At 61.7% G+C, this 13632-nt stretch carries 13 protein-coding genes; 8 read left to right on the forward strand and 5 right to left on the reverse strand.

Annotated elements, in window-relative coordinates; all coding sequences use genetic code 11:
- Positions 1-90 precede the first annotated feature (90 nt).
- The 3 genes from HB675_RS13145 to HB675_RS13155 form a co-directional block, all read right to left on the reverse strand.
- Positions 91-2178, reverse strand: coding sequence for a PAS domain-containing protein (locus HB675_RS13145; protein ID WP_213878758.1), 2088 nt, complete (start codon positions 2176-2178; stop codon positions 91-93).
- Between the two features lie 100 nt (positions 2179-2278).
- On the reverse strand, positions 2279-3298 hold the full coding sequence (locus tag HB675_RS13150) for a branched-chain amino acid aminotransferase (RefSeq protein ID WP_213878759.1): 1020 nt from the start codon (positions 3296-3298) through the stop codon (positions 2279-2281).
- A gap of 206 nt (positions 3299-3504) precedes the next feature.
- The gene (locus HB675_RS13155; protein ID WP_213878760.1) at positions 3505-3765 is read right to left on the reverse strand and encodes a DUF1652 domain-containing protein; all 261 of its coding nucleotides are present in this window, start codon (positions 3763-3765) and stop codon (positions 3505-3507) included.
- Positions 3766-4042: 277 nt separating this feature from the next.
- Here HB675_RS13155 and HB675_RS13160 point away from each other — a divergent pair, with 277 nt between their 5' ends.
- The 6 genes from HB675_RS13160 (at position 4043) to csrA (ending at position 9618) form a co-directional block, all read left to right on the forward strand.
- Complete coding sequence (locus tag HB675_RS13160) at positions 4043-4942, forward strand: Ku protein (RefSeq protein ID WP_213878761.1); 900 nt, start codon at positions 4043-4045, stop codon at positions 4940-4942.
- A 23-nt stretch (positions 4943-4965) separates the two neighbouring features.
- Positions 4966-5595: a hypothetical protein gene (locus tag HB675_RS13165; protein WP_213878762.1), complete on the forward strand. Its 630-nt coding sequence runs from the start codon at positions 4966-4968 to the stop codon at positions 5593-5595.
- 86 nt (positions 5596-5681) lie between these two features.
- On the forward strand, positions 5682-5981 hold the full coding sequence (locus HB675_RS13170; RefSeq protein WP_213878763.1) for a hypothetical protein: 300 nt from the start codon (positions 5682-5684) through the stop codon (positions 5979-5981).
- Entirely contained in the window at positions 5978-7402 is a 1425-nt protein-coding gene (locus HB675_RS13175) for an MFS transporter (protein ID WP_213878764.1), read from the forward strand. Before HB675_RS13170 ends, HB675_RS13175 begins: the two co-directional genes overlap by 4 nt.
- Before the next feature lie 179 nt (positions 7403-7581).
- Positions 7582-9168, forward strand: a complete 1587-nt coding sequence (locus HB675_RS13180) for an ABC-F family ATPase (RefSeq protein ID WP_213878765.1) — start codon at positions 7582-7584, stop codon at positions 9166-9168.
- Between the two features lie 255 nt (positions 9169-9423).
- A complete protein-coding gene (csrA, locus tag HB675_RS13185; RefSeq protein WP_213878766.1) occupies positions 9424-9618 on the forward strand; it encodes a carbon storage regulator CsrA in 195 nt (64 codons plus the stop codon).
- Positions 9619-9676: 58 nt separating this feature from the next.
- Here csrA and HB675_RS13190 read toward each other — a convergent pair whose 3' ends face one another.
- A complete protein-coding gene (locus HB675_RS13190) occupies positions 9677-9982 on the reverse strand; it encodes a hypothetical protein (RefSeq protein ID WP_213878767.1) in 306 nt (101 codons plus the stop codon).
- Positions 9983-10131: 149 nt separating this feature from the next.
- On the opposite strand from HB675_RS13190, the gene HB675_RS13195 reads away from it, so the two are divergent.
- Complete coding sequence (locus tag HB675_RS13195) at positions 10132-10929, forward strand: exodeoxyribonuclease III (RefSeq protein WP_213878768.1); 798 nt, start codon at positions 10132-10134, stop codon at positions 10927-10929.
- A 131-nt stretch (positions 10930-11060) separates the two neighbouring features.
- Complete coding sequence (locus HB675_RS25815) at positions 11061-11195, forward strand: hypothetical protein (protein WP_256737528.1); 135 nt, start codon at positions 11061-11063, stop codon at positions 11193-11195.
- Here HB675_RS25815 and HB675_RS13200 read toward each other — a convergent pair.
- Positions 11171-13582 carry a hybrid sensor histidine kinase/response regulator gene (locus HB675_RS13200; protein WP_213878769.1) on the reverse strand — a complete coding sequence of 804 codons (2412 nt, stop codon included), beginning with the start codon at positions 13580-13582 and terminating at the stop codon, positions 11171-11173. The two genes, HB675_RS25815 and HB675_RS13200, sit on opposite strands and share 25 nt — an antisense overlap.
- Positions 13583-13632 lie beyond the last annotated feature (50 nt).

Genomic DNA, 13632 nt, shown 5'->3' on the forward strand with positions numbered 1-13632 from the left:
CGCTCCTTGAAGGGTGGGCATTGCCTTGCATTCGAGGGGCCCGGGCGGCGATGGTTCACCGCCCCTCTTGAAAGTCCAGCGGTGTGAGCGTTATCCGACGATGAGTTGTTTGATCCGGTTGGCCAGCTCATCCATGGCGAACGGCTTGGTCAGCAGGTGCATGCCCGGGTCCAGGTCGCCATCGCCCACCACGGCGTTCTCGGCATAGCCAGTGATGAAGAGAATCTTCAAGTCCGGGCGCAAGGCTCGCCCGGCGTCGGCCACTTGCCGTCCATTGATGCCGCCCGGCAGGCCGACATCCGTGATCAGCAGGTCGATCGACGTAGCCGATTGCAGGATCTCCAGCCCCGAAGCACCGTCCACCGCTTCCAGCGCCTGATACCCCAGGTCCTGCAGGACTTCGACGATGAGCATGCGCACGGTGGGTTCGTCGTCGATCAACAACACCGTCTCCCCCGCAGCGGAACGAGGCAGGGCCAGCGGCCGGTTGCTCTCCACGGTCGCCGCGCCCAGCCCGTGGTGCCGGGGCAAGTACAGACTCAGGGTGGTGCCCTCGCCGACTTCGGAATAGATATGCACCTGGCCGCCGGACTGGCGCACGAAGCCGTAGATCATCGACAACCCCAGGCCAGTGCCCGCTCCCAAGGGTTTGGTGGTGAAAAACGGGTCAAACGCATGGGCGATCACGTCAGCGCTCATGCCCATGCCGTTGTCGGCCACGCTGAGCACCAGGTATTGCCCTGGCGGCAACTCCAGGCGAGCGGCGGCACGCGCGTCGACGTCCTGATTGGTCGTAGCGATGACCATGGTTCCGCCGTTGGCCATGGCGTCACGAGCATTGATGCACAAGTTCAGCAATGCGTTTTCCAACTGGTTGGCGTCCACCTGGGTGATCCACAGGTCAGCCTGTGCGTTCACCTGCACGGCAATGCCCGGCCCTACCGTGCGGCGGATCAGCTCTTCCATGCCGCCGATCAACCGGTTGACCTCGGTGGGGCTGGGATCCAGTGGCTGGCGCCGGGAAAACGCGAGCAGACGATGAGTCAACGCCGCTGCACGCCTGGCCGCACCATAGGCCGCGTCGAGGTAACGCTCAAGCTCCGCGGTGCGGCCTTGGGCGACCCGCAGCTTGAGCATTTCCAGGCTGCCGCTGATTCCCGCGAGCAAGTTGTTGAAGTCATGGGCCAGGCCGCCGGTCAACTGCCCCACGGCTTCCATTTTCTGACTCTGACGCAACTGTTGCTCCAACTGGCGCTGGCGGGTCATGTCCACGCCGACGCCGGTGCGGCGCAGCGGCTGGCCATCGGCATTGAAATAGGTGTGGCCACGCGACAGCACCCAACGCGTGGAGCCGTCCGGGTGCTGGATGCGGTATTCGAGTTCCAGATCGCCACTGTTGACCAGGCCCCCGGACATGGTGCTGCGCAAGGGTGCCAGGTCGTCCGGGTGCACATTGGCCAGGAAATCCGTGCGTTTGATGCCTGCCGCGCCTCGGACCGGGTCGATACCGTACACATCGGCAATGCCGACGTCGCAGTAAAAGCAGTCCTCTTCCACTTCGAAGGTCCAGACCCCTACCCCGCGCACCGCCGAGAGCGCCAGCCGGGCAAAGTCCATGGAGTCGTGCAGGGCCAGTTCCCGGGCCCGCTCTTCGGTAATGTCGCGGGCTACGCAAAAGCGCCGGTCGCCATCCGGAACAATGGTCCAGCTGAGCAGGCGATAGCCGCCCTGAGCCGTAAGAAAGCGGGTTTCCACCCCTTGCAGGGTCTCGCCGCTGCTCAAACGCTCCAGGTATTCGTTGTCGCTGTCGCGGTCGACCGGATGCACCAGCCACCGCGAGCCTCGCCCTTGGATCTGCTCGATGGGCCAGCCCAGCACCCGCTCCCAGGAAGGGTTGACGCTCAGCCAGGTGCCAAGGCCATCGGCAACCCCCAGCAGGTCGTGGCTGACTTCCCAGACCCGATCGCGCTCGCGAGTGCGCTCCTCGATCTGCTGTTCGAGGGACGCTGCCAGCACGCGCAAGCCCTCGTCCACCGCCGGCGCGCGAGCACCGAGCAACTGCAGACAGGCCTGCACGACGTGAGTGGTAGTGGCGTAACGGCCCGAAGCAACCTGTGCGTCCAACAGCGTGGACAAGGCACGGTCAAGTTCGGGATCGGGAGGAGCGCGATCAGGCATGCGCGGAGGCTCGTTGCAGAAATCAGGAGGAATACAGGTCATGCACAGCCAAGGCGCAACGGGAGATCAAGCCTTCTCGATCCCCCGTGGAATGCAGCCATCAGACCTTGACGATCCATCCCTGTGGCGCTTCGACATCACCGGATTGTACACCGGTCAGCTCGCTGTAGAGCTTGCGCGTGATCGGGCCAACTTCAGTTTCACTGTGGAACACGTGTAGCTGGCCCTGGTATTCGATGCCGCCGATGGGGGTGATCACCGCTGCGGTCCCGCAGGCACCGGCCTCGGTGAAGCGGTCCAGTTGGTCGATGAACACATCGCCCTCGACCACTTTCAGGCCCAGGCGGCTTTGCGCCAGCTCGATCAACGACAGGCGGGTAATGCCCGGCAGCACCGACGGTGATTTCGGCGTAACGAACTCGCCGTTGTCGGTGATGGCGAAGAAGTTGGCCGAACCGACTTCCTCGATCTTGCTGTGGGTCTGCGGGTCGAGGTAGATGCAATCGGCGAAATGACGCTGCTTGGCTTCGCTGCCCGGCATCAGGCTGGCAGCGTAGTTGCCGCCGACCTTGGCCGCTCCGGTGCCGTTGGGCGCCGCGCGATCATAATCGGAAATCACGAAATTATTGGGCTTCATGCCGCCCTTGAAGTAGGCACCTACCGGGATGCAGAACACCGAGAAGATGAATTCCGGGGCGGTGCGCACGCCGATGTTGTCGCCCACGCCGATCACGAATGGACGCAGGTACAAGGCGCCACCGGTGCCGTACGGCGGGATGAAGTGTTCGTTGGCCTTGACCACCTGCTTGCAGGCTTCGATGAACTGCTCGGTAGGCACCGGCGGCATCAGCAGGCGGCCGCAGCTGCGGGCCATGCGCTGGGCGTTCTGATCAGGGCGGAACAGGTTGATCGAGCCATCCTTGCAGCGATAGGCCTTGAGGCCTTCGAAGCATTGCTGACCGTAGTGCAGAGCAGTCGAGCCTTCGCTGATGTGCAACTGGTTGTCGGCGGTCAGCGTGCCTTCCTGCCAGGCGCCGTCACGCCAGTGCGACAGGTAACGCAAGTCGGTCTTGATGTAATCGAAACCCAACGTCTCCCAGTTGATGCTGTGCTGACTCATGACACTCTCCAATACTGAAATTGCCTGCAGATTCTGGCAGGCCTACGGCTTTGAAAACGGCGCGGCATGCAGCCTGAGAACGGCGCTTTCAATCATAAGGCCGCTATCATTCCCGATCATGAAGCAACTTGCAAAAGGTAAACGACAGGCACAAAAAAGCCCGCTGACCGGGCGAACGGTCAGCGGGCCTGGTCAACGCTGTTGAATCAGAGCCCGTCGTTGACTCGACGTGCCTGTTGCGAGTGGTTGGCCTTGAGATCATGACGCAGGCCGGCAATCAGATTCGAGATCGCGCGGCTACTGGTCAGCTGCTCGCTTTTGATCCCGGTGACAGTCAAATCCAGGCGTTCGGTGGCGCGATCATAGACCCGCACGGTCAAGGACCGATCCATCGCCTGGGTGCATTGGCAGCGTGCAGGCAAAAAGCTGCTCTCGATGATATTGCGCAGTTCCAACGTTGACAGCATGTGCCTCTCCTTTTTGTCTAAAGCGCCGGGTGCTCTTGATCCGGTCTTCCTTATAAGCAGCAGCATTTGTGCCCGAAGCGACAAACGGTCGCACCCAGAAGAATCAATGAGTTAGCTAGTTGATGGCCAATAGCTCTCATGCAGAACGCAATACGGCCGGGCATTGCTCATGCAATCTGCACTGGGCCTGTTCAGGCGCAGGCAGCCTATCAGGGCATGGAAACTTTGCGACACCGGCCAAGGTCATCCGCTACACAGGTTATGACAGGGGAATGCAATGGCTCGTTCGATCTGGAAAGGCGCGATCAGTTTCGGGCTGGTGCACATCCCCGTGGCGCTGGTATCGGCCACAGCCTCCAAGGGTGTGGACTTCGATTGGCTGGACAAACGCAGCATGGACCCGGTGGGTTACAAGCGCATCAACAAGGCCACGGGCAAGGAGATCGACAAGGACAATATCGTCAAAGGCGTGCAATTCGAAAAAGGCCGCTACGTGGTGCTCAGCGAGGAAGAGATTCGCGAAGCCCACCCGGTTTCGACCCAGACCATCGAAATTTTCTCATTCGTCGACAGCCAGCAGATTCCTCTGCAAAACATCGAAACACCTTACTACCTGGCCCCCGACAGGCGCGGTGAGAAGGTCTATGCTCTGTTACGGGAAACCTTGGTCAGCACCGGCAAAGTCGCCTTGGCGCGCGTGGTGCTGCACACCCGGCAATACCTCGCAGCATTGATGCCGCTGGAGGCTGCCTTGGTGTTGGTCAAACTCAGGTGGCCCGGCGAGGTGCGCGGGCTGGACATCCTGGAGCTGGGCAAGGATGTCGCCCAGCCGGCGCTGGACAAGCGCGAGTTGGACATGGCCAGGCGCCTGGTCGAAGACATGAGCGGGGAATGGTCGCCTGCCGAATACGTCGACCAATTCGAGGAGAAAATCATGCAACTGGTCGACAAGAAAGCCCATGAAGGCAAGGTCGAGGATGTCGAGACCCAGCCGGGTGAAGAACACCGCAAGACGGCCGATGTCATTGACCTCACCGAGCTGCTCAAGCGCAGCCTGGGCGGCAAGGCCGGCAGCAAGGTTTCAGGCGCCGACACCCCGGCCAAGCCCGCCGCCAAACGCAAGCCTGCAGCCGCCAAGGCCAAACCGGCGGCGCGAAAACCCCGCAAGGCCTCCTGAGTGCGTGACCAAGGGAAACGATCATGCCGGATACCGAAGCAAAACAAGTGGGTGCGGTGCCAGACCGTCTGACGCCATCGCTGGCGACGCCCGGCCAGCATGCACCGGCGGGCGACTGGATGTACGAGATCAAATACCACGGCCATCGCCTGCTGACTCGGGTGGTGAACGGTGAAGTACGGATGTTTCACCGCAGCGGCGACGACTGGACTGAGCGCCTCCCGACCCAGGCGGCGGCGGTGGCCTCGCTGAACCTTGAAAACACTTGGCTGGACGGCGAATTGGTGGCCATGGGCGAGGACGGCGTACCGGACTTCATCGCCCTGCAGTCCGCGCTCGAAAGCGGCAATACCGGCGGGCTTCTGTACTACCTGTTCGACCTGCCCTTCTACCGCTGCACCGACCTGCGCGAGCTGGGCCTGGAACAGCGCCGTGAGCAGCTGCGCCAGATCGTCAACGCCGGCCACCATCCCATTCTCAAATTCTCCGCCGCCTTCGCCTCGCGCCAGGCCGAAGACATTCTGGAATGCGCGGGAATGCTGCACATCGACAACCTGATTGCCAAGCGGGCAGGCAGTCCCTACCGCTCCGAGCGCAGCCCGGACTGGATCAAGCTCGATTGCGAAGCCGCTCCGGACAAACCCGACAAATGACGCCAGCGGGACAGCAGCAGTTGCACAGACGGCCGATTTGTCATCGAATGGTGTGAAACATTCTGTCGGCCTTTATGGAGCTCACCATGCTGCCTCGTTTTCTTCACCACAAGACAGCTGCCCGCCTGTTACTGGGGGTGTTGACCTGCGGCCTGCTCTCGACCACCCAGGCCGCCGAAACCTCTGCGGTCGGCACCTATTACCCCAAGAGCGGCACCAAAATACCCACGCGCTACAACGTGACCGGTCTGACGCAACGCCAGATTGATGCTGCTGGGCTGACCACCCCGGCTTCCGGCTACAAATGGGTGATGATCGGTGACAAATACGTGCAGATCAACGCCACAGACAACACCGTCCAGGCGGTGGAGCCCACCGTCAAATGAGCGAGATGTCCAGCCCGGTAACAGAACTGACCGATGGCCTGACCGGCTCGCGCCTGTTGCTGGCAGCCATCTCGATCTACATCGGCATGGTGTGCGCCAACCTCGACATGGTCATCCTGCAAAATGCCCTGCCCACCCTGACCCATGACCTGGGGGTAGGGTCGGCAACCGCCGTCTGGGTGGTGACGCTGTACATGCTCAGCATGCTGGTGTTCCTTCTGCCGCTGTCCAGCCTGTCTGACCGCATCGGTTACAAGCGTACGTACTTGTGGGGCTTCGCGCTGTTTACCCTGGCGTCCCTGGGCTGTGGCTTTGCCAGCCATTTCTTCTGGTTGCAGACGTGGCGCGGCATCCAGGGCTTCGGCGCCGCGGCCATGATGTGCAGCACCACCTCATTGATCCGCCTGGTCTACCCGCGAGCGCGCATGGCCCGCGCCATCGGTGCCAACGCCACAGTGGTGGCGGTATCGCTGGCCACCGGGCCCAGTATCGCGGCCTTGATACTCGCCCACGGCAGTTGGCACTGGCTATTCTGGGTCAACGTCCCGCTGGGCTTGGCCGCCCTGCTGCTGGGTAGCTTCGCCCTGCCGCCCAACCCCGTCCAGCTCAGTCTGGGCCGCGGCAAGGCACGGCAATGGCTGGATGCGCTGCGGGTTATCGACCTGCCCAGCTTTGTGCTCAGTGCAGCCTTTTTCGTCATCCTGGTGCTGGGCACCGGCCGCGTCGACAACGAGCCCCTGCAAGGCGCGGCCTTGCTGGTCCTGGCGCTGATGCTGGGCGCGGCGTTCGTGCGGCGCGAGCGGCGCACGGCGGTGCCGATGCTGCCCATCGACTTGCTGGGCCAACGCCAATACGGCCTGACCATCTTGACCTCTTATGCCTCCTTTGCCGCTCAAGGGGCGGCCTTCGTCGCCCTGCCCTTCTACCTGCAGCACGGTTTGGGCTTTTCCCTGACCGAATCGGCGATGGTGATGACCGCCTGGCCGCTGTCCCTGGCCCTCGCCGCCCCCGTGGCCGCCCGCCTGACCCAGCGCCTGCCGATCGCCCGTGTCTGCGGCGCCGGCCTGTTTGCCCTGGCCCTGGGCATGCTGAGCATCGCGACCGGCTGCCTGCCGGCCAACCCGGCCTTGCTGGCCATCCCCCTGGCCGTGTGCGGCGCCGGTTTCGGCATGTTCCAGGCGCCCAACAATTACTTGATCATCGCTGCCGCCCCGGCCAATCGCAGCGGCGCCGTCGGCGGCCTGCGCGCCGTGACCCGGACCTTTGGTCAGCTCAGCGGCACCGCCGTGGTGGGCCTGTTGCTGGCCCTGCAGACGAGCGTCGGCGTGAACGGCGCGATCATGGGGCTATTTGCCGCAGCGGCGCTGGCGGCCGGTGCAGGGTATGCGAGTGTGGTGCGTGGCGGGCAGCCCGGCGCGTAGGGTTTGAGCCTTAGCCCCATACACCTGCCGCGCCAGCTATGAGACAATAGCGCCAATGTCCGGTTTCAATCCCGCCTTCATTTCCCCGCCGTCCGGTGTTTACACCTGCCCACGGCCCAAATGGCTGCGTGCGCGACCAGTGCTCTCTAGCGTTTTTCAGTTATTGATAGGTAAGCCCTTTGATCTCCACCGCAAATATCACCATGCAGTTTGGCGCCAAGCCGCTGTTCGAGAATGTCTCGGTCAAGTTCAACAACGGCAACCGTTACGGCCTGATCGGCGCGAACGGCTGTGGCAAGTCGACTTTCATGAAGATCCTCGGTGGCGACCTGGAAGCCACCGGTGGGCAGGTCATGCTCGAGCCGAACGTGCGCTTGGGCAAGCTGCGCCAGGATCAATTCGCCTATGAGCAATTCAGCGTGATCGACACCGTGATCATGGGCCACGAGGAACTGTGGCGGGTCAAGGCCGAGCGTGACCGTATCTACTCTCTGCCGGAAATGAGCGAAGCAGACGGCATGGCCGTCGCAGAACTGGAAACCGAGTTCGCGGAAATGGACGGTTACACCGCCGAGTCTCGTGCTGGCGAGTTGCTGCTGGGCCTGGGGATCGGCATCGAGCAGCATTTCGGCCCGATGAGCGAAGTGTCGCCCGGCTGGAAATTGCGCGTGTTGCTGGCGCAGGCCTTGTTTTCCGATCCTGAGGTGTTGCTGCTCGACGAGCCAACCAACCACCTCGACATCAACACCATCCGCTGGCTGGAAAGCATCCTGACCCAGCGCAACAGCACCATGATCATCATTTCTCACGATCGGCACTTCCTCAACAGCGTGTGCACGCACATGGCCGACCTGGATTACGGCGAGCTGCGTCTGTTCCCGGGCAACTACGACGAGTACATGACCGCATCGACGCAGTCGCGCGAGCAGCTGCTTTCCGACAACGCCAAGAAGAAAGCCCAGATCAACGAGCTGCAATCGTTCGTCAGCCGCTTTTCGGCGAACGCCTCGAAAGCCAAACAGGCCACCTCGCGGGCCAAGCAGATCGACAAGATCCAATTGGCCGAGGTCAAGCCTTCCAGCCGCGTCAGCCCGTTCATTCGTTTCGAGCAGACCAAGAAGCTGCACCGCCAGGCGGTCACCGTCGAGCGCATGGCCAAGGGCTTTGATGGCAACATCCTGTTCAAGGACTTCAGCTTCACGGTCGAAGCCGGCGAGCGCGTGGCCATCATTGGCCCCAACGGCATCGGCAAGACCACCCTGCTGCGCACCCTGGTCAACGAGCTGACCCCGGATGCGGGCAGCGTCAAATGGACCGAGAGCGCCGAGCTGGGTTATTACGCCCAAGACCACGCCCACGACTTCGAAGACGACATTTCGCTGTTCGACTGGATGGGCCAGTGGACGCAGGGCGAGCAAGTGATTCGTGGCACCCTGGGCCGCATGCTGTTTTCCAACGACGAAATTCTCAAGTCGGTGAAGGTCATCTCCGGTGGCGAACAGGGCCGCATGCTGTTCGGCAAACTGATCCTGCAAAAGCCCAACGTGCTGATCATGGATGAACCGACCAACCACCTGGACATGGAATCCATCGAAGCCTTGAACCTGGCGCTGGAAAACTACCCGGGCACGCTGGTCTTCGTCAGCCATGACCGCGAGTTCGTCTCCTCTCTGGCGACCCGCATCATCGAGCTGAGCGCCGAAGGCGTCATCGACTTCAGCGGCACCTATGACGATTACCTGCGCAGCCAGGGCGTCACATTCTGAATAAATTGACTGCTCGGCTTTACGCCGAGCGCTCAAGATCGCGCCTATCGGGCCGATGAAATTATAGTCAGGTGCAAGCGATAGGCGTCGGGCCATTATTCGAGCCATACTTGCATCCACCCTACCCGGCCCACCAGGGATCATCTACCCAGATGCGTATTTGCCAAGGCCGGGGAATTAAAGCTCGCCTTGCGCGTCTCTACTACGAGCGCCGAGGAACGAGACACTCACTGCGAAGGAATCAAGGAGCCGTTAATGCTGATACTCACCCGCAAGGTAGGCGAAAGCATCGTCATCAATGACGACATCAAGGTCACCATCCTGGGCGTCAAGGGGATGCAGGTCCGCATTGGCATCGACGCGCCAAAAGATGTGCAAGTGCACCGTGAAGAGATTTTCAAACGTATTCAGGCCGGCAGCCCGGCCCCGGACAAGGAACACAAGGAGTAATCACCGCCGCTCGAGCGGGCAGCTGACACCGCGTCAGCGCCCGCGGAGTGATCCGCTGTCAGATGGGCGTGGCCTGATGATGATTGTCATTGGAAGCGCCGAACGCTCCCCCCGCAATACGCTTGGCACGGTCCGCACCATGATCCCGGGCCTTCTTGACGCTGCTGCCGTCTTCCACCACCACCCGTTCTTCCTTGAACAATTCGCCGTCCGGACCATGCACGTGCAATAGCACCGTGACCTTTTCGCCTTGCTGCTCGGCCCAGACTTCGATGCGTGCACCGTTATCCAGCGTCATCTTGATGGGTGCGTCGTCGCGCAACGGTGTGACGGAGCTATGATCTTCAAAGCCATGCTCGACCATGGTGATTCCCCTCTTCAGCGTTTGTTTTGATTGCAGTGCTTACTAGCATCGACCCACAGGCTGCTGCGAGGTTCATAAATCGCCGGTAACGCCGAACCGCTGGCTGGGTCATACGCAGTAAGCCCTGCTGACAAGCGATGTCCGTTCCGATGAAAAAGCTGAAAATCGCCACCTACAATATCAACGGCATCCGTGCCCACCTGCCGAACTTGCTCGCGTGGCTGAAGCGCGAAAGCCCCGACATTGTTTGCTTGCAAGAGCTCAAAGCCGTGGACTCGGCCTTTCCCGCCAGCGAACTCGAAGCAATCGGCTATGGTGCCGTGTGGCAGGGCCAGGCCTCGTGGAACGGCGTGGCCATACTGGCCCGTGGCGCGCAGCCCCTGGAAAGCCGTCGCGGCTTGCCCAGCGACCCTGGGGACAAGCATAGTCGCTATCTGGAGGCGGCCGCCCACGGTGTGGTGGTGGGCTGCCTGTACCTTCCCAACGGCAATCCGCAGCCCGGACCCAAATTCGATTACAAGCTGGCCTGGTTCGAGCGCTTGATCCTTCATGCGCAGACATTGCAGGCCAGCGAGCATCCCGTGGTGCTGGCCGGAGACTACAACGTGGTGCCCACCGACAACGACATCTACTCCCCCCGCTCCTGGCTCAAGGACGCGCTGCTGCAACCGCAGAGCCGCGAATGCTTTGCCCGCTTGCTGGAGCAAGGCTGGTGCGACGCACTGCGCACGATCTACCCCGAAGAGCGGCTGTACACCTTCTGGGACTATTTCCGCCAGCATTGGCAAAAGAATTCCGGGCTGCGGATCGACCACTTGCTGTTGAACCCGACACTGAGCCCTTACCTCAAGAATGCCGGAGTGGATGCCTGGGTGCGCAATGAGCCACATGCCAGCGACCACGCGCCGACCTGGATCGAGATCAGCTCACGCAAACAACGTCACTAGGTTCAGGACGAAACCGACGAGCGGCCAAAGGCAGGTTGAAATAATTTGAATTACGTTAAAAAAACCGGGGTCAATTTTAATGTGAGCTGTCATTGCAGTTCAGCTTGGTTAGCCCGGAGAGGTATTCCCCCATGACGTTCGAAGCCGACACTTTGCAGCACCTGACCGCGCAACTTCGCCAACACGGTAAATTTTTATTGACTGACGTGCACTTCATCCGCGCCCCTTACCGGCACGACCGTCACTGGATCTGCACCGTTGAATGAGCTGTCGCCTTTTGGTTCAGGGCCTGATGGAGCTTGGTAGCCAGTTCGTCGTCGCGAAACGGCTTTTGCACGATGAACGGATCCTCCGCGTCTAGAATGCCGAGATCGGCGTAGCCGGTAATGAATAAAACCGGCAGCTGCGGATACAGTCGACGCACTTGTCGAGCCAACTCTGCACCGTTCATGCCGGGCATCGCGAAGTCGGTCAACACCAGATCCACCGACGGGTCCAATTTATTCAGTGCCTGCTCCCCGCCTTCCGCTTCAATGACCTGATAGCCATAGGCATCCAGTAGCGAAGCCGTCACGTTGCGCACCTGCGGATCATCGTCCACCAACAGAATCGTCTTGTGCTTGCCATCGGTGGGCGCAGGGGTGATCAGCGCGGACTTGACCTGAGACTGGGTGCTGATATCGGCGATGCGCGGCAGGTAGACCTTGACCGTAGTCCCTTGGCCCGGTTCGGTGAGAATTGCAACGCCACCCCCTGACTGCTTGGCGAAACCAAACACCTGCGCCAGACCAAGGCCAGAACCCTTGCCCACGCCCTTCGTGGTGAAGAAGGGCTCGAAGGCCTTGGCCAGCACTTCGGCGCTCATGCCCGAGCCCGAGTCCTTGATGGACAGCACCACATAGTCGCCCGGTTCCGGGTCCTGCGGGCGGGTCGGCTGGCGGGTCACCCGCTCGTTGGCGGTGCCCAGGCACAGGCTGCCGCCACCGGGCATGGCATCCCGAGCGTTGATCGCCAGGTTGAGCAGGATCATCTCGGTCTGGGTCGGGTCCACCAGCGCGTTCCACAGGTCCTGCCCAGTGTCGGTGGTGATCCAGATTGACCCGCCCAAGGTACGCTGCATCAATTCGATCATCCCCAGCACGGTGTCATTGAGGTTGACCGAGACCGGCTCCAGGCGCTGGCGGCGGGAAAACGACAACAGCTGACCGGTAAGCTTGGCACCGCGCTCGCCAGCCTCGGTGATGTTCTGCAGGCGGCTGCGGGTTTTCTCGAAACGGTTCTTTTCCAGGTCGCGGACCACGAAACTGGTGCTGGTGAGAATCACCGTGAGCAGGTTATTGAAGTCATGGGCCACGCCCGCCGTCAGTTGGCCCACCGCTTCGAGCCGCTGCATCTGTTGCAGCGTAGCCTCGATGCGCTGGCGCTCGGCGATCTGCTCGCGCAAGCGGTGGTTGGTGGCCGCCAGCTCATCGACCACGGCCCGCTCGCTGGTGATGTCACGCACGGCGGCGTACATCAGGCCTTGGTCGGGCACGATGGTCCAGGACAGCCAGCGGTAATCGCCGTTGGCGTGGCGTAGCCGGTTGACGAAGCGCGTGGACACATTGCCACTGGCGATGTTCTCGGTCTCGGTGAGGGTAGCGGCGAGGTCATCCGGGTGAATGAGGCTGCGCAATTGCATCTGCCCCAGCGCTTCCCGAGTCCAGCCCAAGGTGTGCTCCCACGCCGGATTCAAGGCAATCGGCGTCATGTCGAACTGCATGACGCCCAATAACTCCCGGGATAATTCCCACGTGCGGTCACGCTCGCGGGTACGCAGTTCGACCCGCTCGCCCAGCAAGTCGTTAAGCCGTTGCAATGCCTGGTTGGCGGCTTTTTGCTCGCTGATGTCCTGCAGAACGCCGGTAAAACGCACGCACTGGCCGTCCTCGAAGAACGCCCGGCCGCTGCTGGAGAGCCAGCGCTGACGGCCAGCCGGCAGGACCACACGAAATTCGGCCTGGTAGTCGTTGTCGTGGGCGCTGGACATGGCCAGATAGACCCGGCGTTCGACCTCGGTACGGTCGTCGGGGTGGCAGTGCTCGAAAAAGCTGGGCAGGTCGGTGACCGCCTCCCCCGCCATCTCATAGAAACTCTTGCAGCGCTCGTCCCAGTTGAAACGTCCGCTTTGCGGATCAAAATCCCACATGCCCATCTGCGCGGCGTCGATGGCCAGGCGCGCGCGGACCTCGACATCCAGCAGCGATTCTTCAGCCCGGCGCCGCTGGCGACGCTCCTCGACCTCGTCCATGGCCCGCTGCACCGCTTTGGGCAACAACGCCAGATTCTGCTTGAGCACGTAATCGACCGCGCCCAGACGCATCATTTCGACCGCCTGCTCCTCGCCAAAGATGCCCGACAGGAAAATGAACGGGACGTGGGGGCACTCGCGGCGGGCGATCTGCAGCACCTGCGGCCCGGAAGATCCGGGCAACAGGAAGTCGCACAAAATCAGATCAAAGGTGTTGCCCTGCAAGGCCTCTTCGACCCCATGGTGGTTGAACACATGTGTCGGCTCGATCCGCAGACCGTGGCGTTCGAGGGTCAGCAACGCCAGTTCGGCGTCGCGGGCGCTGTCTTCGATCAGCAGGAGTTTCAACGGCTTGGGGGGCATATAGGTCATCGTGCTGATAGGGATACGGCATCGGTCATTCCCGCCTGACG

It is taken from the genome of Pseudomonas sp. dw_358 (assembly GCF_018449655.1).
Classification (GTDB): Bacteria; Pseudomonadota; Gammaproteobacteria; order Pseudomonadales; family Pseudomonadaceae; genus Aquipseudomonas.